This window comes from Microbispora sp. H10836 (genome assembly GCF_012999525.1).
Lineage (GTDB): Bacteria > Actinomycetota > Actinomycetes > Streptosporangiales > Streptosporangiaceae > Microbispora.
In genome coordinates this window covers 22,544-43,399 of record NZ_JABBWU010000026.1, presented here as the reverse complement: position 1 = coordinate 43,399, position 20,856 = coordinate 22,544, and the positions used below count along the sequence as shown (strand labels likewise).

Below are 20,856 nucleotides of genomic sequence, written 5' to 3'. Positions count from 1 at the left end.
AGTGACCCTAATCGGGAGGTGAGGTCATGAGTATCCAGCGCGGCAGCGACAAACACGGCCGCCGGCTCGACGAGGAGCAGAAGCACGAGACACAAGGCCTCGTGCAGGGCGCCGGACGCACCCGGGTCGAGGAGTGGCGCGAGCCCGAGCCGACGCAGCAGCCCGAGGAGGACATGTCGCCGCCTCGCCGGCATCCGCCCGGCCGCGAGCCCGGGACGCCGCTCGGCATCACCCCCGCCGACGTGGAACGCCGCAGCCACCTCGCCACCTGGCTCAGCGACGCCGGCTTCCCCGCCGACCCGGCCAAGCTGCTCGCCCACGCCGAGCACAAGAACGCTCCCGACGCGGTGATCGACGCCGTACGGCGGCTGCCCGAGATGACGTTCCACAACATCGCGGAGGTGGCGGAGGCACTCGGACTCGGAGTGGAACGTCAGCGCTGGTAGGGAGGGCCCGTGAGACTGGACTTCATCCGCGGGCTGTACGAGCGGAGCGGCCCGTACGCCTCGGTATACGTGGACACCGACCGGTCGTCCGAGGGCCCGGCCAACGTGATCCAGCGCCGCTGGGCCCAGCTCAGGGACCGGCTCGCCGAGGAGGGCGCGCCGGCCTCGACCCTCGAGCCCATCGGCGAGCTGATGCTCGATCCGGGGTGGGTCGCGCCGGGGCGCGCGGCCTTCGCCAGGGAGGGCGAGGTCGTGCTCACCGAGGCGCTCGCCCACCGGCCGCGCCGCCAGACCGCGCGGTGGTCGCCGCTCCCCCACGTGGTGCCGTTGCTCGCGCAGCGCGGCGAGCACGTGCCGCACATCGAGGTGCTGGCCGACCGCGCAGGCGGCGAGGTGGTCGTCGTGGCCGACGGGCGGCGGCGGGAGCTGACCGTGGAGGTGGCGGACCCGGACCGGTCGCTCCAGAAGACCGGCCAGGGCGGCTGGTCGCAGGCCAACTTCGACCGGGAGGTCGAGGAGGGCTGGCGCCGCAACGCCGTGGCCCTCGCCGAGGTGGTGGAGAAGGAGGCGCACGGCATCGGCGCGGAGGTGGTGGTGCTGGCCGGCGATCCCAAGGCCCGCGCGCTCGTGACCGACTACCTCGCCAAGGACGTCGTACGGCGGCTGACGGTGGCCGAGCACGGCAGCCGCGCCCCGGGCGCCGACCTGGACCACTTCCGGCGGGAGGTCGAAGGGGCCTGCCGGGCCTGGACCGAGCGGCGTTGTGAGGATCTGCTGAACACGTACGCGGCGGGCAACGCCGTGACGGGCCTCACGGAGACGGCACGGGCGCTGCGCGACCGGCGGGTGGGCGCGGTGCTGATGCACGACGACCCGTCCTCCACCGCCATGATGTGGATCGGGCCCGAGCCGACGCAGCTGTCCACCGACCCCACGGAGCTGACCGCCTGGGGGGTCGAACGGCCCGTGCGGGAGCGCGCGGACGCCGCCCTCGCGCGGGCGGTGGCCGCGACCGACGCCGAGCTGTGGTTCGTCCCGCGCATCGAGTCGCCGGACGGCATCGGGGCGTTGCTGCGCTTCTGATCCGGGCTTCTGATCCGGGCTTCTGATCCGGGCGGGCCTCAGGTCACGATCAGCACTTCGAGCGTGCGGGGGCCGTGGACGCCCTCGACCCGGTTCAGCTCGATGTCGCTGGTCGCCGAGGGGCCGCTGATCCAGGTCAGGGGCCGCGCGGGGTCGAGCCGGGCGACGGCGTCCGGCACCGCCGCGACGATCTGCGCGGTGCGCACCACGCACAGGTGGTAGTCGGGCACCAGCGTGAGCGCCCGCCGGCCCTGGCCCGGCCCGGCGTCGAGGACGATCGTGCCGGTCTCGGCGATCGCGACCGCGCAGGTCGTGAGCACACCGTCCACCGCGTCGAGGTCGGCGGCGCTCAGCGGCGGGTCGTCGGCGACCGCTTCCGCACCCTCGGCGGCCAACCACCGCGGGGGGAAGCCTCCGGGCACGACGACCCTGCGCGCTCCGCGCCCGGCGAGGGACCGCGCGACCTGCCCGGCCGTGCCCGCCTCGTCCACCACGTGGACCACGGCACGGTAGTCGCGGACCCGCTCCTCGAACAGGCGGATATCGCCCGGGGCCGGGGAGGGCCCGCGGTAGGCGCGGGTGATCTCGACGTCGGGCACGCCCGCCAGGGCGCGGCGGACCCGGGCGAGGATCAGGTCGCGGGAGCTCATCGGCGGCCTCCGTCCGTGCGGTCCCACCATTCGCGGAACGACTCGCGGGGCACCTCCGGGAGGTCCCTGGTGTCGGTCCACCCGGCGAGCGGCCCCGGCAGTCTGCGGGGTACGAGCCGGCGCAGCCGTCCCCCGGCCCGCTGCAGGCCCGCCAGCCGTCCCGGCCGCTCGAACACCCATCCGGCCGCCGCCATCCCGGCGCGCTCCGGCCAGGGGTGGCGGGCCCGGGAACGCAGGTCCACCAGTACGGACGGGATGTCGATGGCCACCGGGCAGACGTCGTAGCAGGCGCCGCACAGCGAGGAGGCGTACGGCAGCGAGCGGTCCAGCTCCGAGCCCATGCCGCGCAGCTGCGGCGTCAGGATGGCCCCGATCGGCCCGGGATAGACCGAGCCGTACGCGTGGCCGCCGGTCCGTTCGTACACCGGGCAGACGTTGAGGCAGGCCGAGCAGCGGATGCAGCGCAGCGCCTGCCGTCCCACCTCGTCGGCGAGGACGCGGGTGCGGCCGTTGTCGAGCAGCACGAGGTGGAACTCCTGGCCCTCGGCCGCCCCGGTCCACATGGAGGTGTAGGGGTTCATCCGCTCCCCGGTGGAGCTGCGCGGCAGGAGCTGGAGGAAGACCTCCAGGTCACGCCAGGACGGCAGCATCTTCTCGATGCCGACCACGCTGATCAGCGTGCGCGGCAGCGTGAGGCACATGCGGCCGTTGCCCTCGGACTCCAGCACGACCATGGTGCCGGTCTCGGCGATCGCGAAGTTGGCCCCGGAGATCGCCACCTTGGTCTTCAGGAAGCGCTCGCGCAGGTGGAGCCGGGCCGCCTCGGCCAGCGCCTCCGGGTCGTCGGTCAGGTCGCCGGGGGCGGGCCGGCCCCAGCCGGACATGTGCTCGGCGAAGATCTCCCGGATCTCCGCGCGGTTGCGGTGGATCGCCGGGACGAGGATGTGCGAGGGCCGGTCGTCTCCCAGCTGCACGATCAGCTCGGCGAGGTCGGTCTCGTACGCGGTGACGCCGTGCTCCAGCAGCGCCTCGTTGAGGCCGATCTCCTGGGTGGCCATCGACTTGACCTTGACGACCTCGGTCTCGCCCGTGGCCTTCACCAGGTCGGCGACGATCCGGTTCGCCTCCGCCGCGTCCGCGGCCCAGTGGACGTGGCCTCCGGCCGCCGTGACGGCCTCCTCCAGCTGGATCAGATATCTGTCGAGGTTGCGGAGCGTGTGCTCCTTGATCGCCCGGCCGGCCTCGCGCAGCCCGGCCCAGTCGGGCGCCTCAGCCACGACGCTCGCCCGCCTGGCCCTGATGGTCCTGGTCGCCTTGCGCAGGTTGAACCGCAGTTGCGAGTCCCGTACGGCTCTCGCGGCGTTGCGGGGGAAGGGGCGGTCCGCCGGCATGCCGAGGAAGGTGACGCTCATCGCACTCCCGCCGTCTCGGTCGAGCAGAGGATCTCGGCCAGGTGCATCACCCGTACGCCGGACTTCTGCCGGCCGAGCATGCCGCCGATGTGCATCAGGCACGAGTTGTCGGCCGCGCACAGCACCTCGGCGCCGGTGTCGAGGACGGCGCGCACCTTGTCGGCGCACATCGCCGCCGACACGTCGGCGTTCTTCAGCGCGAAGGTGCCGCCGAAGCCGCAGCACTCCTCCGCTCCCGGCAGCGGCACCAGTTCCAGCCCCTTGACCTGGCGTAACAGCGTCAGCGGGCGGTCGCCCAAGTGGAGGCCGCGCAGTGAGTGGCACGTCGGGTGGTAGGTGACCCGGTGGGGAAAGTACGCCCCCACGTCGGTCACCCCCAGCACGTCGACCAGGAACTCGGTCAGCTCGTAGGTCCTTGGCACGACCCGCGCCACCGCGTCGGCGAAGGGACCCCGCGCCCCGGCCAGCTTCGGATACTGCTCGCGGATCATGGCCGCGCACGAGCCCGAGGGGACGACGACCGCGTCGTAGCCGCGCAGCGCCGCCACGCCGCGCCGGGCCAGCCGTACGGCCTCGTCCCGGTAGCCGGTGTTGGCGTGCATCTGCCCGCAGCAGGTCTGGGCGCGGGGGAAGTCGGCCTCCACGCCGAGACGGCGCAGCAGGCGCACGACCGCCCGCCCGGTGTCCGGGAAGAGCGTGTCGTTGACGCAGGTGACGAACAGGGCTACCCGCACATGCCCTCCCGGCGTGTATGGTCAGACCAAATATGGTCAGACCATACATCCTGGTTCGCCCCCGGCGACACCGGCGTCGTGAGGAGCCGCGGTGACCACCGAAGAACGCCGGCGTACGGACGCCCGCCCGCGCGCCTTCGAGGAGGTGCTCGCCCGCATCGAGGAGCGGATCGCGGCCGACGGCCTGACCGTCGGCGACCGGCTGCCGGGCGAACGCCAGCTCGCCGAGCAGCTCGGCGTCGGCCGGTCGTCGGTCCGCGAGGCGCTGCGCGTGCTGGAGACCCTCGGCGTGGTCACGCCGCAGGCCGGCCGGGGCCCGGACGCCGGGGCGGTGCTCACCTCCCGCCCGGGAAGCGCGCTCACCGACCTGCTCCGGCTGCATCTCGGTCTCGCCACGCTCTCGATGCGCGAGGTGATCGACACCCGGCTGATGATCGAGCAGTGGGCCGCGGCCCGGGCGGCGACTCCCCCGCCCGCGGCTTCCACGGGCACGGTCTCCACTGCCACTGCCACGGCCACTGCCACTGCCACGGCCACTGCCACTGCCACTGCCATGGCGCGGATGGCGGAGGCGATCGCGGCCATGGACGCGGCCCGCGACCCCGCCGAGTTCGTCGAGCACGACATCGCGTTCCACCTGGCCCTCGCCGCGGCGTCGGGCAACCGGCTGATCGTGGCGGTCATGCGGGCGCTGCGCGACGCCGTGCGCCGCTACGCCGTGGACGCCGTCGTACGGCTCGGCGACACCGGCGGGCTGCAGGACGACCACCGGCGCATCCACCGGGCGATCGAGGACGGCGACGCCGGCGCCGCGGCGGCCGCGGTCGCCGGGCACCTTGCCCGCGCCTATCCGGAGTCTGGCCCGGATTCATAGAACGTGTTCTAATCACGCGTGTGGCCGATGATCTGAGACTCGGGCTGAACCTCGGGTACTGGCAGCGGAACGCCGACGACGCGACCGAGGTGGTGCTGGCCGCCGAGCGCCTCGGCTACGAGTCGGTGTGGACCGCCGAGGCGTACGGCAGCGACGCGTTCACCCCCCTGGCCTGGTACGGCGCCAGGACCAGCCGCATCAAGCTCGGCACCAGCGTGGCCCAGCTGTCCGCCCGTCCCCCGGTGACCACGGCGATGACCGCGATGACGCTCGACCACCTCACCGGCGGGCGGCTGCTGCTCGGCGTCGGCGCGTCCGGCCCGCAGGTCGTGGAGGGCTGGTACGGCCGGCCGTTCGCCGCGCCGCTCGCCCGCACCCGCGAGTACGTCGAGATCATGCGGAAGGTGTGGCGGCGGGAGGAGCCGGTGACCAGCCCCGGCCCGCACTATCCGCTGCCGCTGCCCGGCGGCCTCGGCAAGCCGCTCAAGCTGATCACCCATCCGCTGCGGCCCGCCATCCCTGTCTACCTGGGCGCCGAGGGCCCGAAGAACGTCGCGCTCGCCGCCGAGATCGGACAGGGCTGGCTGCCGCTGTTCGCCTTCCCCGAGAAGATCGAGGCGATGTACGGCGACGCGCTGGCCGGCGCGAAACCGGGGTTCGACATCGCCGCCATGGTCATGGTGGTCGTCACCGGCGACCTGCGGGCCGCGCTCGACGGCGTGAAGATGATGCTGACCCTCTACATCGGCGGCATGGGGGCCAAGACCCGCAACTTCCACGCCGACATCATCGGCAGGATGGGCTACGCCGAGGAGGCCGGCCGCATCCAGGAGCTGTACCTGGCCGGCCGCCGCGACGAGGCGTTCGCCGCCATCCCCGACGAGCTGGCCGACGGCATCGCGCTCCTCGGCCCGCTCGGCCGTATCCGGGAGCGGCTGGAGCTGTGGCGCCGCAGCCCGGTCACGACGCTGCTCGTCATGGGTCCCCGAGACGAGCCCACGCTCAGAGCCGTACGGGATCTGGTCCTCGGGTGAGCGCCGCCCGGTCGGCCACCGCGGCGGCGAAGGCCCGCACCAGCGGATGCGGCTGCCGTTCGGCCAGCTCGGGCTGGAACAGCGTGACCAGATAGAAGGGGTGGCCGGGCAGCTCGGCCACCCGCGTCTCCCCCTCCTCGTCGTGGCCGGTGAAGCGCAGGCCGTGGGCCTCCAGGGTCTCCAGATAGGCGGGATCGGGGCCGTACGAGCAGAAGTAGCGCTCCACGGTCCGGTCGGCGCCGACGATCCGCTCGGCCAGCGAGCCGGGGACGAGCCGCACCGCCGCCTCGTGCCCGGCGAGAGAGCAGGCGAGCTGCCTGATCAGCGGGTTCGGGGCGTCCGGATCGTTCTCGGCGTGGCTGACGGTCAGCCCGCACACGTGGCGGGCGTACTCAAGCAGCGCGTGCTGGAAACCGGCGCAGGTGCCCAGCAGCGGGATCGCGTGCTCACGGGCGGTCCGGGCGGCCGTGATCGCCCCCTGCTCGCTGCGGTACGGGCTGCCGGGCAGGATCCAGACACCGTCGAACCCGCCGAGATCGGCGACCTCGTCGGTCCTGATCCAGTAGGCGTCGAGGTCCAGCCCTTCGCGCTCGCGCAGCGCGCCGAGGATGAGCGGGACGCGGGTGTGGGAGCGGACGGTGGGCGACCGGTCGCCCACCAGCGCGATGCGGGGTCTCATGACGTCCATGCTGACGACATGCGAACTTAATGACAAATGATGATTTGTGGGGTTGCCATAAGGGATGCTGATGCCCGTGGATCCTCATCTGCTGCGCACGTTCGTGACCGTGGTCGCCGAGGGGTCGTTCTCGGCGGCGGCCGACCGGCTCGGCTACACCCAGCCCGCGGTCTCCCAGCAGATCGCGGCATTGGAGGCCGACCTCGGGGTGCCGCTGCTCGGCCGCCGTCCCGTACGGCCGACCCGGGCGGGCGAACGCCTGCTGGAGCACGCCGGGCCGCTGCTGCTGCGACTGCGGGCCGCGCGGGCGGACGTGGCGCGGCTGTCCGCCGAGCCGCGGACGCTGACCCTCGCCGCCGGCCCGCTCGCCCTCACGGCGGGCACGGCGGCGGCGCTGGCCGGGGTGACGACGGTGCGCGTCGCGGGCGCGGCGGCGGCCGTGGCGCTGGTGGCCTCGGGCGAGGCCGATCTCGCGCTCGTCGACGGCCCGGCGGCGCCCTCCGACCCGCTGAGCCTTACCGACGCGGGGCCGCTCACCACTGTGGGCGTGCGGGAGGAGGAGCTGGTCGTCGTGCTGCCGGAGGGGCATCCGCTGGCGGGCCGCGCCGGCCTGCGGCTGGACGACCTGGCGGACGCCGTGTGGGTGGACGCCGCCGAGGTGATGCCGCTCGACCGGCTGCGCGCCGTGGCGCGGCTCGACGGGCTGCGGCCCGGCATCCGCTACGAGGGCCACGACCCGGCCGTCGCGGCGCGCCTGGCCGCGGCCGGGCACGGCCTGACCCTGCTGCCCGCGTCCGCCGCGCCGTGCGGGGTGCGGGTGCCGCTGGTCGCGCCGCGGATCGTGCACCGGGTCGAGCTGGTGCACGCGGCCCTCCCGCCCGGCCCCGCCGCCGAGGTCGTCCGCGCGCTCACATCCTGAGCGCCACCCATCGGAGCTCAGTGCGCAAGCGGGCACGAGCTCCCGCCGGTCAGGCCTCCCTTCTCGCCGCCGACCGACAGGACGGGCGGTCAATCGCCGTGCGAGCCGCCCGCGGCGATAGTCGCCAACTTCTGCGGGAAATCGGCCGGATAACGGCCTTTGTTGCGGATGGCGTACAAGATGCCCTCGCGGAACGCCTCGCTGAATTTGGTGTAGTGCGGTGTGATCGGGCGGGGACGCGCTTCCATCACGGCGTTCTCGAGTTCCGTACGGAATGGACGTGTGGCGTACCTGTACGCGTAGTCGCGGGTCGGGGCGAATCCCCCGACCTCGAACAGGATCAGTTCGCTGGACGGGCTCGTGAGAAACTCGATCAGCGCCTGGGCCGCCCTCGGCTTGTCGGTCCACTTCGACATCGCCAGATTCTGCCCGCCGAGCACACTCGCGTGCGGAAGCCGCGTGACCTCGAGCGAGTTGAGGCCAGTAGGGGGCTTGGCCAGTTTGTCGTACGCCACCGGCCAGTTGCGCATGACGCCGGTTTTGCCGTTCGCGAACTCCCGGAGGGCGGCCGCCTCGGCGTCGACCGAATCCTCCGGATCCTTCCCTCGGTAGACGTCCGCCAGGTCCTTCAACGCGTCGCGGACATTCTCGTCGAAGTCGACGGCGCTGTTGTCGGGCGTCAGCACGAGCCGTCCGTCCTGGTTCACCACGTCGCCCTCGTGGGCCCAGATCGCCTCCAGCGCGGTGACCGTCAGGTTCTCCGAGCCGACCAGATGGGCGGCGTTGGCGGAGCCGGGAAAATAGTCGGCCCAGCTCGCCGGACCACGTGCGCCCGAATGCCGGTAGAGCAGTCCCACGTCGGTGTTCCAGGGGAGGGCCCATAATCCCTCGTGGGTCCCGCTCATGTCCCTGCACGTGTTCAGGACGTTGTCGAGGAAGTCGTCACCCGCTCCCTCCTGGGACCGCCCGGACTCGTCGATCGGCCGAAGGTAGCCGTTGCTGATGAACTCCGGCATATAGACGACGTCGAGGACGTACACGTCCGCCTGATGGGCTTTTCTCGCGTCCTGAACCATGCGCGCGTGCTGCTTGTCGGGCTCCGTGTCCGGGCCGCCGACGAACTCCACCGGGTTGCCCGGGTGGGCCTGGTTCCACTGCTGCACGAGGATCCGCCGGGCGTTGGCCGGCCCGCTTTCGTCCTTGGCGCTCATGATGTACAGCGTGCCCGGCTCCAGCCCGTTGTTCGGGAGCAGCCACGCGATCGGAGCGATGAGCGCGAGCGCGGCCAGGGTGGCGATCACCCTGCTCGGCCTCCCGAGGGTCCTTCCCAGCCGGTTCAGCGATTCGAGAAAGCGGAGCTCGTCCTCGTTCTCTGGCCGCCTCAGCAGCACCCTGATCATCCACCCGAGGATGTTCAGAGCGAAGGCCGCGAACACGAGCAGGGCCGCCCCGAGGCACAGTCTCCCCCATCCCCAGGCATCGTCGGGAAGACCCTGTGTCGCGTTCACCAGCCCGGATCCGACCGCCGTGGAGAGGACAACCGGAACGACCGCGGCCGCGACCAGCAGGATGCGATAGGGCAATTTCAGCGGGGTGTTCCGGTCGTTCAACACCGTCTCCTTCTCCGGTGGCCGTTCCGTGCTGCCGCACCGCCGGGATACCGGCGGTGGCGGCCCCCGGCTGCCGTTCTACCTAAACAGGGCAGACCAGTCTCACAGACCGCGCTTCTTGATCACGATGATTTGTTATTTCGAGTAATGATACATCTGGGGCACTCAGGCCACACTTCGCGCGATAACGGACGCATTTGGGAGATGGAGGAACTCGACTTTCAGCCGGATGCATACGCGCATCACGCCCCACGAGCCGGGCCGGCGCTCGGCGAGTTCACACCCGGCCCGATTTCAGGAATTCCGGTTGGCGGAATGGCGGCATGCGAGCGAAGCGTGGGACGCGCTTGAGTCGCACATCCGGCGCGAGCGCGAGATTCGCGGGTTCGGCGACAGATACGCCGCCATGTACGAGGACCTGGTGGTCCGAGCCCGCAGCCGTATACCCCGGGGCGCCAAGCATGGACTCCGCCGCAAATCCCTCCCGAGAACCCCATATCAGCATCAAAGCGAGAAAAGGCCCCAAAAGCCCTAAATCCCCCTTCCCTGACAGCTGCTCCGGAGGCGGATTAGCGACGGCGCGGGCGGGATAAGAGTGAGGCAGGTCACGCCACCGGTGCCGGGGGGAGAACAGATGCGGTCCACGTCGTCAGCGGTGAGCCGGGCGGCGGCCGGCGTGTACGCGGCCCTCGCCGCCCAGGTCGTCTCGGTGGCCGCGCTGGCCGTGTTCGAAGAGTCCCGGGGCAGCCGGCTGGCCTCGCAGATCGCGGCCTTCGGCGGGGATCCCGCCTCTCCGGCCGCGCGGGCCGTCAGCGGCGCGGCGACGACGTTCGCCGTGCTGCTCCTCGCCCTCCTCACCGCCACCGTGACCGCCGCGCTCGCCTACCTGTCCTGGCTTCGGCAGGTGCGCCCGGCTACGCCGCCCGTCGCGCTCGCGGCGGCGTACCTCGTGCCCGGGGTGAACCTGGTGGTCCCGCTGTTCCTGACGGACCTCGCCTGGCGTGAGGCCCCCGCGCCACGGCACGGCCGCCCGGCGGATCGTGCGCGGCAGGCGGACGGCTCCGGAAGCACGGGCGGCACCCGGACCACGGATGGCACCGGGACAACGGGTGGCGCCCGGACCGGGAGTGGCCTCGGCGGAGGCACCGGCGGGCCCGCGGAGCGCACCCGATGGCTGGTCGTCCTCGCCTGCTGGTGGGTGAGCTGGCTGGCCGCGCTCGGCCTGGTGTTCGCCGGCCCGGCGCGGGAGGGACTGACCGGCCTCGGCACGCCGCAGGCCGCCGCGGTCGCCGTCGCGGCGCTCCTATGCGCCTCGGCCGTCCGCGAGGTCACCGCCCGGCACACGGGTGCGGGGCACGGTCGCGCGGCGCGGCCCGCGACCCGACCGCAGGTCCGCCTCAACTCTGCCCATAACCCTGCCCATAACCCTGTCCTCAACCCTGCCCATGACCCTGCCGAACGGCCGTCCGGCAGGCCCGTCGCCGCGGCACCGGCCGTCCGTGCGGCACACGCGGGACGCACGGACGGTGGGGAGGATCATCAGCCGGGCGACGGCCCCGAGCTGCCGGAGCTGGCGTGCCAGAGCCGCCGCTGGGGCTCCCCCGGGTGGCCGAGGAACCGCCCCTCCCGCGCGGCCGGCGGAGCGCCGTTGTCGGAGTAGGGCGACACCCGGAAGCCGTTGCCGTACTCGATGGGCCGTCCGCCCACCCCGGCGCCGGGTGCGGGCACCTCGCTGATCACGGCGCGTACGGCGTCGAGCCCCTCGGTGCGCCACACACGGTCGAGGTCGGCGAGGTTCCAGCAGTGCACGGCGCGCAGCGAGACCGCCCGGCCCCCGGTGCGCCGCACCACCCCCCTGGCGGCCAGCAGCCACGACCCGAACACGGTCGCGGCCGTGTGCGCCTGCACCGACTCGAAGAACGTCAGGTCGATCGGGCCGGTGGAGTCGTCGACGGTGGTGAAGATCACCCGTTGTCCCGACCGCACGGCGGGCGTCTGGGTGGCGACCTTGACCCCCGCGACCAGGATCTCCGCGCCGTTGCGCTGCCGGAGCAGATCCCTGGCCCGCGTCACGCCGAGCGCGTCGAGCAGGTCGCGGTAGAAGTCCATGACGTGGCGGCTCACGTCCATGCCGAGGATCTCCAGCTCGGCCTCGACGGCCTCGGCCTCGGTCATCTCCGGCAGTTCTCCGGGCGCGACATGTTCGGTGAACCCCATCGGGAGCTGTCCCTCCGCACCCGCCGGAGAGCCGCGGTCGAGCGCGCCGACCTGGGCGATCAGGTCACGCCTGGTCAGCCGTCCGGGCCGCCAGCGCGGCTCCCCCGGCCGCAGGCCGTGCAGCGCGTCGAACCCGCCGACCTCCACGATCCGCTCGGCGACCGGGCGCGAGGGCCTGGCCCGCCCCCAGAAGTCGGCCAGCGAGGTGTACGGCCGGCCGGCGACCATGCGGTCCACCTCGGCCTCGCTCACCCCCCGGACGGCCGAGAACGGCACCCGCAGGCCGTACCCGCGGCCGTACCCGCCGGGGTTCTCCTCCGCCGGTTCCGTACGCTCCACCAGCCAGGTCTTCCCCGAGCGGTTGACGTCGAGGGGCAGGACGTCCACCCCGCACCGGCGGGCCTCGTCGAGGATGACCCGGCTCGGGTACATGCCGGGATCGTGGGTGAGCACGCCCGCGAGGAACGCGGCGGTGTGGTGCCGCTTCAGCCAGGCCGACTGGTAGGTGGGCAGCGCGAACGCCGCCGCGTGGGCCTTGCAGAACCCGAACCCGCCGAACGCGTCGAGCACCTTCCACGCCTGGTCCACGACGTCAGGCGCGTAACCGTTCTCCCTGGCGAGCGGCACGAACCAGGCGCGTACGGCGGCACGGCCCTCCGGCGTCCCGAGTGCGCGGCGGGCCCGGTCGGCCTCCGACAGTCCCGACCCGGTCATGACGTCGATGACCTTCATGACCTGCTCGTGGAAGACGACCACCCCGTTGGTCTCCGTGAGCGCCTCGCGCAGCGACTCGTGCGGGTAGCGCGGCTCGCGGAAGCCGTGCCTGGTCTCCAGGTAGGGCGTGACCATGTCGGAGTTGACCGGTCCCGGGCGGAACAGCGAGATGTCCACGATCAGGTCGTGCATCGTGCGCGGCTCCAGCTTGGCGACCAGCTCGCGCTGTCCCGGCGACTCGATCTGGAAGCAGCCGATCGTGCGGCTGAGCCGGATCATGTCGTAGGTGTCGGTGTCGTCGCGTGGCACGGCGTCCAGGTCGATCTTCCGGTTTTCGACCCGTTCGACCTCCTGGATGGCGTAGGCGAGCGCCGACTGCATGCGCACCCCGAGCACGTCGAGCTTGAGCAGCCCCGCCTCCTCGACGTCGTCCTTGTCGAACTGCGACATCGGGAACTCCAGCAGGCTGCGCTCGACCGGCGTGCGGTCGCGCAGCGTGGAGTTGCCGATCAGCACGCCGCAGGGGTGCAGCGCGATGTGCCGGGGCAGCCCGTCGAGCCGCTCGGCCAGGCGGAACACGGTCTCCAGCGACCGGTCGTTCAGCCCGCTGTCGCGCAGCTCCGGCAGGTCGGACAGCGCGGCCCTGATCTGCCTGGCCCGCACCTGCGGGAACGCCTTGGCGATGACGTCGATCTCGTGCGGCGGCAGGCCCATGGCGGCGCCGACGTCCCTGATCGCGCTGCGGGCGCGGTAGGTCTCCATCATCGACACGCAGGCCACCCGGTCCTCGCCGTACCGGTCGAGGATGGCGCGGTAGCAGTCGAGGCGGCGGGCCGACTCCACGTCGATGTCGATGTCGGGCAGGCCCTTGCGGCCCTCCGACAGGAAGCGCTCCATCAGCAGGCCGTGTTCGAGCGGGTTCACCTCGCCGATGCCGATCAGGTAGTTGACCAGGCTGCCCGCCCCCGAGCCGCGGATCGCGCACCGCACGCCCATCGCCCGGATCATGTCGGTGATGCCGACGACCGCGGTGAAGTATCCCGACAGCCGCTTCCGCTCGATGATCCCGAGCTCGGCCGCCAGGCGGTCGCGGGCCTCCGCCGAGCGGTCCAGGCCCCGCCGGGCCAGCCCCTCCTCGCACCGGCGGCGCAGCAGGGGGACCGGGTCCTCGCCGACCTCCGGCAGGTGCAGCCGGGGCCGTTCGGGTTCGAGCAGGGGCACGATCTCGACGGGGTCGAGCACGCACCGGTCGGCCACGCGGCGCGTCTCGGCCAGCAGCCGCCCGGCCCGGCCGGGATCGCCGCCGCAGATCCGCGCGGCCACCCGCGCCATCTCGGCGCCGTCCTTCAGGTACGCGTGGGCCGTGGGGTCGTCCAGATGCCGCCCGTCGAGGGGCACCAGCTTGCGCGCCGCGTCGAGCACGTTGCCGACCTGGTGGTCGGCGGCGTCCAGGTAGCGGACCGCGTTGGTCAGCACGACCGGCACGCCCATCGAGTCGGCCAGCCCGATCATGCGGGCGGCGGTGTTCGCGTCGCGGTAGCCGTACAGGTCGGACACCTCGACGACCAGGTCGGGGACCACCGCGCGCCAGGCGGCCAGCAGGGCGCGGGCCTGGTCGTCGCGCCGCTCGGCCACCGCGCGGCCGACCCCGGAGCGGGGTCCGAGCAGCACGGTCAGCCGCGGCTCCCCGTCCGGGCCGGTCGCGTGCTCGGCCACCATCCCCGGCGTGACGCGCGGCTCGCCGCGCTCCCCCGCGTGGTGGGCGGCGGTGACCAGGCGGCACAGCGCGGCCCAGCCGTGCGAGCGCGCGAGCACGACGACCCGCGCCGGCTCGGCCGCCGTCCCCCGGCCGTGTCCCGCGCGGTGGCCGTGTCCCGCGCGGTGGCCGTGTCCCGCGCGGTGGCCGGGTCCGGTGCGGTGGCCGGACGGCAGGCCGCCGCCGAACAGGTCGTCCGGCACGGAGCTCTCGCCGAGGGCCAGGTCGACGCCGGCGACCGGGCGGACACCCCGCTCGTGGCACGCGATGACGTGCTTGATCGCGCCGTAGAGGCCGTCGCGGTCGGTCAGCGCCAGCGTGTCCATGCCGTGCTCGGCGGCCCGCCGGACGAGGGCGGCGGGGAACGCGGTGCCGTACCGCATCGAGAAGGCGGACGCCACGTGCAGGTGGGCGAAGGCTTGCGTCACGGGCGCGCCCCCGTCCGTCCCCCGGTCCGTCCTCCAGCGGCCCGTCCCCCGGTCGTCGTGGGTGGCTGGAGCGTTCCCATCAGTCCCAGGCCCTCAGCAGGAGCCATCCGCCGCTGGCGGTGTCGAAGCGCAGTTCATAGGTCCCGACCTCCTTGCCGGCCGCGGCCCCCACTCGCCAGAAGCGCCGCTCGCCGGGATCGGCGTCCGAGGTCTTCCACCACTCCCTGGCGACCACCCAGTGGTCCTGGATCTCGCGGACGGTGTAGAGCCGGTCACGCCAGACGAACTGAGCAGGGTGCCCGTCCCGGACCCACACCTCGATCGGATCGCCGTAAAGTCTGCTCAAGACTCCTTCTCCCTGTGGCTTTCTGGCCACCCGGGGGAAGACGGGCGGATGATTCGGACGGAATCGCCGCTACTTCGAACATACGTTCCCAGGAGGGGGAACGCAAGTCGGCCCGACCCGTTCGCGGGAGCGAAAGCCCAGGAAGCGCGTCCGGCGGATCACTCGCCGAGCCAGATCCCACCGCCTCGGTAGGGCGGTTCCTCTCGTTCGGTCGAGTCCGTCACCGTCGCCCAGAGGCGCGCCGTCCCCGGCTCCCTGACGACGGCCGTCAGCTGGGTGTGCCCGAGCGGGCCCACGGGAAACGTCCCGTGCGTCCACTGGCCGCCCGACAGGTGACCGACCGTCGTGTTCCACTCGTTCTTCGCGTAGAACAGCCAGAACCCGCCCCGGCCGTCGGCCTCCAGCCGCAGGTGAGGATCGAGCGCGGGCTCGCCCGGCAGGCTGTAGCTCCACCGTCCGTTCTCCCGCCGCAGCAACAGCGTGCTGCCGCAGTAGGTCACGTCCTCCTCCTCGGTGCCGCAGACCCAGGCGACCCAGCCGACGGCCGCCACCCGGCCCGACTCGTCCATCGCGAGGTCGACGAGCTCGGAGAGCTGGTTCCGGTGCAGGGCGGGGACCGCGGGAAGCGGGACCGTGCTCCAGGACCAGCCGTTCCACCGGGCCACGGCGGCCCGGCCGCGGCTGGAACCGGCCGCCCAGACCTCGCCGCCGGGCAGGCCGTCCACGTCCTTGGCGACCAGCGGCGGCCGCGCCTCGCGCCAGGCCCTGCCGTCCCAGCGCCGCAGGTCCGCCCGGGAGCCCCAGGCTCCCTCGGCTCCCCCGGCGCCGTCCAGGAAGTTCGCGTTCACGATCGCCCAGACGTCGCCGGGAGCCGCCGCGTGCACCCGCTTCAGGTCAGCGCCCGGGCCGGGCGCCGCGGTCCATTCCCGCCCGTTCCAGTGCGCGGCGTTCTCCCCGCCGAACAGCCACACGTCGCGGTCGGAGTACGCGACCACGGCTCTCGGCTCGGGCACCGTCGGCGGGGCCGCGACCTCGTGCCACCGCCCGCCGTCCCCGCGCAGCAGCAGCGGCGCCTTCGTCTCGGACCCGCAGGGGTGGGACACCCGCGTGCCGGCCGCCCACACGGTCCCCTCGCGGGTCACGGCCAGGCCCCCGAGGCGGTCGCGGTAGTCGTAGTACGCGGTCCGCCACCCGCCGCTCCGCCCGCCTTCCCCGCCCGGCTCCGGCGTCGGCGACCCCGTCAGGCAGGAGGGCGACGGGCGCTCCGGCGCGGCGAGCGCGCTCACGGCGTCGGACTCGTTCCAGGTCTCGAGATCGCGGGGCGTGGTCGACGCGCACGCCGCCGGCAGAACCATCGCGGCCAGCGCCGCCGTCACCCGCAGAATCCGCGTCCGCATATCCATAGGACGTGGCGGCCGGTCATCCGGTTCTGCCGGAACTCCAGGCCCAGGCCCAGCGGGCTCAACCGGCGTGTTCCGCGTAGGCGGCCGGGCGGCGGCCCGTATCCGGGCGCTTACCATCTATCTCGGCCGGAACTCCCTGAGCGGGATCAGCGCACTCTGGAGCCGACATGCCCTACCGAACCATGCGTATCGACCTCAACTCCGACCTCGGTGAGGGCTTCGGCCAGTGGAGGATCGGCGACGACGAGGCGCTGCTGTCGATCGTCACGAGCGCCAACGTCGCCTGCGGATTCCACGCGGGAGATCCGGTGATCATGCGGCGCACCTGCGAGACCGCGGCCGCGCGCGGGGTGGTGATCGGCGCGCAGGTCGGCTACCGCGACCTGGCGGGCTTCGGGCGGCGGTTCGTCGACGTGCCGCCCGCCGAACTCGCCGACGACGTCATCTACCAGATCGGGGCGCTGGACGCCTTCGCGCGGGTGGCGGGCACCAGGGTCAGGTACGTCAAGCCGCACGGCGCGCTCTACAACGCGATCGTGCACCACGAGGCGCAGGCCGCCGCGGTGGTCGCGGCCGTGCGCGCCTATGATCCCGGCCTGCCCGTGCTCGGCCTGCCCGGCTCGGTGTGGCTGCGGCAGGCCGGCCAGGCCGGGCTCACCACGGTCTCCGAGTGCTTCGCGGACCGCGCCTACACCCCCGAGGGCGCGCTGGTGCCGCGCGACGTGCCCGGCGCCGTCCTGCACGACCCCGCCCTGGTCGCCGAGCGCTGCGTGCGCATGGCCATGGGCGAGCCGGTCGAGGCCGTCGACGGGACACCGCTCACCGTCACGGCCGACTCGATCTGCGTTCACGGCGACAGCCCCGGCGCCGTCGCCATGGCCCTGGAGGTCCGTGACGCGCTCAAGGCGAGCGGCATCGGCCTGGCGCCGTTCGTCGAGGAGGACCTGTGAACGCACGACTGCACCGTTGCGGCGAGCACGCGGTCCTGGTCGAGCTCGACCGTCTCGAGGAGGTCGTCGCGCTCTACGACGCCCTCGTGGCCGACTCCCCGCCGGGAGTCGTCGACATCGTCCCCGCGGCGCGGACGGTGCTCGTCCGGTTCGAGCCGCCGGCGCGCCACGCCGTGGTGGAGTCCGCCGTCCTGGCCGTACGGCCCGCGGGAGGCCGCCGTACGACGACCGAGGAGGTGGTGATCCCGGTGGTGTACGACGGCGACGACCTCGCCGACGTGGCCACGCTGACCGGGCTGACCGAACGCGAGGTCGTGGCGGTGCACACCGGGACACCCTGGACCGTCGCCTTCTGCGGGTTCGCCCCCGGCTTCGGATACCTGATCGGCGGCGACCCCCGGCTCTCCGTGCCGCGGCGGCCGGAGGCGCGTGTGCGCGTGCCCACCGGAGCCGTGGGGCTCGCCGGGGAGTTCAGCGGGGTCTACCCGCGCGAGTCGCCGGGCGGGTGGCAGCTGATCGGGCGCACCGAGACCGTGGTGTGGGACATCGCGGCCGACCCGCCCGCCCTGCTGCGCCCGGGGGTCCGGGTACGGTTCGCGGAGGCCCTGTGAGTACGGAGGCCCTGTGAGTGAGGCGACTGTGAGCGCCGGTGGGAGCGAACCTCGGCGGGCGCTGGTGGTGCTGGCTCCCGGTCCCCTCACCACCGTGCAGGACCTCGGGCGGCGCCGGCACAGCCATCTCGGCGTCGGGCGTTCCGGCGCCGCCGACCGCGGCGCGCTGCGGCTGGCCAACCGCCTGCTGGCCAATCCCGAGGACGCGGCCTGCCTGGAGGTCACGCTGGGCGGGCTGAAGGTGCGCGCCACCGGCGATCTGCTCGTGGCGCTCACCGGCGCGCCCTGCCCCGCCACCGTCACCGACGCCGAGGGGCGCACCCGCGGCATCGGGCACGCGTCGGTCGAGCGCCTCCCGGACGGGGCCACGCTCCGTCTCGGCGTGCCGTCCCGCGGGCTGCGGACCTATCTCGCGGTCCGCGGCGGCGTCGACGTCCCTGAGGTGCTGGGGTCGCGGGCCACCGACCTGCTCTCGGGGCTCGGCCCGGAACGTCCCGCCCCAGGATCGGTGCTGCCGGTCGGGCCCGCGCCGGCGGAGTTCCCCGTGGCCGATCTCGCGCCGGTGCCCGGGCCCGGGTCCGGCGTGCTCACGCTGGGCGTGATGCCGGGGCCACGCCACGACTGGTTCAGGCCCGGGGCGCTGGCGGCCCTGTGCGCCGAGCCGTACGAGGTCACCGCGCACAGCGACCGCGTCGGCATGCGGCTGCGCGGGCCTCGCCTGGAACGCACGCGCGAAGGAGAGCTGCCGAGCGAGGGGATGGTCCCCGGCGCACTGCAGGTGCCGCCGTCCGGCCAGCCGACACTCTTCCTCGCCGATCACCCCGTCACCGGCGGATATCCCGTCATAGCGGTGCTGCACGACGCCGACGTTGACCGGGCGGCGCAGGCCCGCCCCGGGCAGCGCGTCCGTTTCCAGGTGACGGGCGCCGGACCGCCCACCGGCCCGGGGAGGCCGTGATGGAACTCGATCCCGCACGTCTGACCCCCCGCGAGGCGCGGGAGCTGTTCCGGGGAGGGCTGGTCACGCCCACCTCCGGCTGGGCCGCGGGGTGGACGCAGGCCAACCTGATCGCGCTACCGAGGGACAGGGCGTACGACTTCCTGCTGTTCGCGCAGCGCAATCCGCGCCCCTGCCCCGTTCTCGCCGTGACCGAGCCGGGCGAGCCGTTCGCGTCGATCTTCGACGGCGACCTGCGCACCGATCTGCCCGCCTACCGCGTCTACCGGGACGGCGAGCAGGTCGCCGAGGTCACCGATGTGACGTCCTACTGGCGCGACGACCTGGTGGGTTTCCTGATCGGCTGCAGTTTCACGTTCGAGGCCGCGTTGCTGGAGGCCGGCGTCCCGGTCCGCCACATCGAGGCGGGGACGAACGTGCCGATGTACCTGACCGACCGGCCGTGCGTCCCGGCGGGCGAGCTTTCCGGGCCGCTCGTGGTGTCGATGCGCCCGATCCCCGCCGAGCTGGTGCCGGCCGCGGTCCGGGTCACCTCGCGCTATCCGGCCGTGCACGGCGCACCGGTGCACGTCGGCGACCCCGCCGCGCTGGGCATCGCCGACCTCGGCGAGCCGGACTTCGGCGACCCGGTCGAGGTGCGCGCCGGCGAACTGCCGGTCTTCTGGGCCTGCGGGGTGACGCCGCAGGCCGCGGTGATGCGGTCGCGTCCGCCGTTCGCGATCGGCCACGCGCCCGGCCACATGGCGATCACCGACGCCCGCGACAGCGACTACCTGGTGCCCTGAGGCGGCATCCGAACTTTCACGGCGGTGACCCGGCTCAGCCACTCCACCACCGATCGGGGTCCAGCCTGGCGGGAACGAAGAAGTAGGGCAAGTCGCCGTGAACGGCACGGCGTCGGTCGCCACCAGGCAGTTCGCGGAGGGCAGAGGCCTGCGGCACTTCCTGCACCCGCGCTACTCCGGGGACGCGTGGCGGGCGCCGGTCCAAAGAGCGATCGGTGACGGCAGCGTGGACTTGCACGTGAACACGACCGGCTTCAACGCCGGCTTCCGAGAGATGGCCATGCGGGGTAAGAGCACCGGCGCCAGGGCGACCGAGGAGGAGATGTACTGGATCGCGAGAGCGGTCGCGAACGGCCGTAGGGAATGGAGTTCCGTCAGGTTCTACGACGAGAACGGGAACATTCTGAACATTCTCGAACCCGACTGGTCGACCTTCGGCAGACTGCCTGATTTCTATTTCTGAGCCGGCTGAATTCCCGTCACGGGTCGAGGCCGGGCCTGCCGCCTACGATACGATGACGCGCCGGTGGAAGGGACGATGCCGGGTGGCGGAGAAAAGAAAAGATCCGGACGACGGAATAGCCGGCGTCGTCGACGGCAGCCTCTATCCGGATCTCCTGCGGGACGGCGGCCTCGCGCCGGCGATGCGCCGCCTGGCGTCCCGCGGGCGCTGGGATCTGGGCCGAATCGAGACCGACGCCGGCCCAGCGCGTTTCGTCACCGCCACAATGAGTTCCGATCGGGGCAGGATAGCGATTCTCCTCGGCGCCGAAAAGCGCTTCTTCTCCATCAGGATCTCGCACCTGGGGCATGTGTGGGCAAGCGGCGCCACCGACGACCTGGCGGCGGTCACCGAGGTCGCGAACGCCTGGCGCAGGGGCGCGACCCTGGACGAGCTGGTGCACCGCTTCCCCTTCATGCGGACGAACGCGCTGGCTCTTGCCTTCGAACGGGGTGACCCGATCCCCGCCCGATGGGACGAGCTCCTCGGACATCCCGAACTCGTTCACGTCCGGCCGCTGTTGCACGCGGCCCATTCCGACGAGCGGCTGGGCGCCCTGTTTCCCTACGTGAGCCATGGCGCCCTGCGCCTCTACCGGGATGTTCGCGACACGTCACTGGGGGAGCTTCGGCTCGTGCCGCTGCCCAGCGGAGGATTCCGGGTCGAGGCCACCTGGAACGGCTCGACGGGGGAAGCCGATACGCTGCCGGAGGCCGTTGGACTCGCCCGCTCCTTCCTGTCCTGA

At 72.9% G+C, this 20,856-nt stretch carries 19 protein-coding genes; 11 read left to right on the top strand and 8 right to left on the bottom strand.

Annotation, left to right across the window (positions count from 1 at the left end):
• Positions 1–26: 26 nt before the first annotated feature.
• Positions 27–446 carry a DUF2795 domain-containing protein gene (locus HHX30_RS34575; RefSeq protein ID WP_076435018.1) on the top strand — a complete coding sequence of 140 codons (420 nt, stop codon included), beginning with the start codon at positions 27–29 and terminating at the stop codon, positions 444–446.
• A gap of 9 nt (positions 447–455) precedes the next feature.
• Positions 456–1,529, top strand: a complete 1,074-nt coding sequence (locus tag HHX30_RS34570) for a Vms1/Ankzf1 family peptidyl-tRNA hydrolase (protein ID WP_169987577.1) — start codon at positions 456–458, stop codon at positions 1,527–1,529.
• A gap of 38 nt (positions 1,530–1,567) precedes the next feature.
• Here the strand turns inward: HHX30_RS34570 and HHX30_RS34565 are convergent, their stop codons facing one another.
• The 3 genes from HHX30_RS34565 to HHX30_RS34555 are packed head-to-tail and all read right to left on the bottom strand — an operon-like array spanning position 1,568 to position 4,325.
• A complete protein-coding gene (locus HHX30_RS34565) occupies positions 1,568–2,179 on the bottom strand; it encodes an LUD domain-containing protein (RefSeq protein WP_169987575.1) in 612 nt (203 codons plus the stop codon).
• A complete protein-coding gene (locus HHX30_RS34560) occupies positions 2,176–3,591 on the bottom strand; it encodes a lactate utilization protein B (protein ID WP_169987573.1) in 1,416 nt (471 codons plus the stop codon). Before HHX30_RS34560 ends, HHX30_RS34565 begins: the two co-directional genes overlap by 4 nt.
• Positions 3,588–4,325, bottom strand: a complete 738-nt coding sequence (locus tag HHX30_RS34555) for a (Fe-S)-binding protein (RefSeq protein ID WP_169987571.1) — start codon at positions 4,323–4,325, stop codon at positions 3,588–3,590. The genes HHX30_RS34560 and HHX30_RS34555 overlap by 4 nt, the downstream gene beginning before the upstream one ends.
• A gap of 91 nt (positions 4,326–4,416) precedes the next feature.
• Between HHX30_RS34555 and HHX30_RS43545 the strand changes: the two genes are divergently transcribed.
• Both HHX30_RS43545 and HHX30_RS34545 read left to right on the top strand, forming a co-directional pair.
• Positions 4,417–5,199, top strand: coding sequence for a FadR/GntR family transcriptional regulator (locus HHX30_RS43545; RefSeq protein ID WP_169987569.1), 783 nt, complete (start codon positions 4,417–4,419; stop codon positions 5,197–5,199).
• Positions 5,200–5,219: 20 nt separating this feature from the next.
• Positions 5,220–6,233 carry an LLM class F420-dependent oxidoreductase gene (locus tag HHX30_RS34545; protein ID WP_169987567.1) on the top strand — a complete coding sequence of 338 codons (1,014 nt, stop codon included), beginning with the start codon at positions 5,220–5,222 and terminating at the stop codon, positions 6,231–6,233.
• On the opposite strand, the gene HHX30_RS34540 is transcribed toward HHX30_RS34545, so the two are convergent.
• The gene (locus HHX30_RS34540; protein ID WP_249350751.1) at positions 6,202–6,912 is read right to left on the bottom strand and encodes a glutamine amidotransferase-related protein; all 711 of its coding nucleotides are present in this window, start codon (positions 6,910–6,912) and stop codon (positions 6,202–6,204) included. The two genes, HHX30_RS34545 and HHX30_RS34540, sit on opposite strands and share 32 nt — an antisense overlap.
• Before the next feature lie 76 nt (positions 6,913–6,988).
• Here HHX30_RS34540 and HHX30_RS34535 point away from each other — a divergent pair, with 76 nt between their 5' ends.
• A complete protein-coding gene (locus HHX30_RS34535; protein ID WP_169987563.1) occupies positions 6,989–7,831 on the top strand; it encodes a LysR family transcriptional regulator in 843 nt (280 codons plus the stop codon).
• Between the two features lie 89 nt (positions 7,832–7,920).
• Here the strand turns inward: HHX30_RS34535 and HHX30_RS34530 are convergent, their stop codons facing one another.
• The 4 genes from HHX30_RS34530 to HHX30_RS34515 form a co-directional block, all read right to left on the bottom strand.
• Positions 7,921–9,441, bottom strand: a complete 1,521-nt coding sequence (locus HHX30_RS34530) for an extracellular solute-binding protein (protein ID WP_169987561.1) — start codon at positions 9,439–9,441, stop codon at positions 7,921–7,923.
• Between the two features lie 1,539 nt (positions 9,442–10,980).
• Complete coding sequence (locus tag HHX30_RS34525; protein WP_169987559.1) at positions 10,981–14,556, bottom strand: DNA polymerase III subunit alpha; 3,576 nt, start codon at positions 14,554–14,556, stop codon at positions 10,981–10,983.
• Positions 14,557–14,635: 79 nt separating this feature from the next.
• Positions 14,636–14,902, bottom strand: a complete 267-nt coding sequence (locus tag HHX30_RS34520; RefSeq protein ID WP_030509646.1) for a DUF6504 family protein — start codon at positions 14,900–14,902, stop codon at positions 14,636–14,638.
• 158 nt (positions 14,903–15,060) lie between these two features.
• A complete protein-coding gene (locus HHX30_RS34515; RefSeq protein ID WP_169987557.1) occupies positions 15,061–16,299 on the bottom strand; it encodes a hypothetical protein in 1,239 nt (412 codons plus the stop codon).
• A 188-nt stretch (positions 16,300–16,487) separates the two neighbouring features.
• On the opposite strand from HHX30_RS34515, the gene HHX30_RS34510 reads away from it, so the two are divergent.
• The 6 genes from HHX30_RS34510 (at position 16,488) to HHX30_RS43540 (ending at position 20,856) form a co-directional block, all read left to right on the top strand.
• Entirely contained in the window at positions 16,488–17,255 is a 768-nt protein-coding gene (locus HHX30_RS34510; protein ID WP_169987702.1) for a LamB/YcsF family protein, read from the top strand.
• Entirely contained in the window at positions 17,252–17,866 is a 615-nt protein-coding gene (locus tag HHX30_RS34505; RefSeq protein ID WP_169987555.1) for an allophanate hydrolase subunit 1, read from the top strand. Before HHX30_RS34510 ends, HHX30_RS34505 begins: the two co-directional genes overlap by 4 nt.
• 13 nt (positions 17,867–17,879) lie before the next feature.
• Positions 17,880–18,824, top strand: a complete 945-nt coding sequence (locus HHX30_RS34500; RefSeq protein ID WP_169987553.1) for a biotin-dependent carboxyltransferase family protein — start codon at positions 17,880–17,882, stop codon at positions 18,822–18,824.
• Positions 18,824–19,609 (top strand): putative hydro-lyase, encoded by a 786-nt coding sequence (locus tag HHX30_RS34495; protein WP_211593081.1) that lies wholly within the window; start codon positions 18,824–18,826, stop codon positions 19,607–19,609. The genes HHX30_RS34500 and HHX30_RS34495 overlap by 1 nt, the downstream gene beginning before the upstream one ends.
• Positions 19,610–19,706: 97 nt before the next feature.
• Positions 19,707–20,072 carry a hypothetical protein gene (locus HHX30_RS34490; protein ID WP_169987551.1) on the top strand — a complete coding sequence of 122 codons (366 nt, stop codon included), beginning with the start codon at positions 19,707–19,709 and terminating at the stop codon, positions 20,070–20,072.
• Between the two features lie 82 nt (positions 20,073–20,154).
• Positions 20,155–20,856, top strand: coding sequence for a DUF6193 family natural product biosynthesis protein (locus HHX30_RS43540; protein ID WP_169987549.1), 702 nt, complete (start codon positions 20,155–20,157; stop codon positions 20,854–20,856).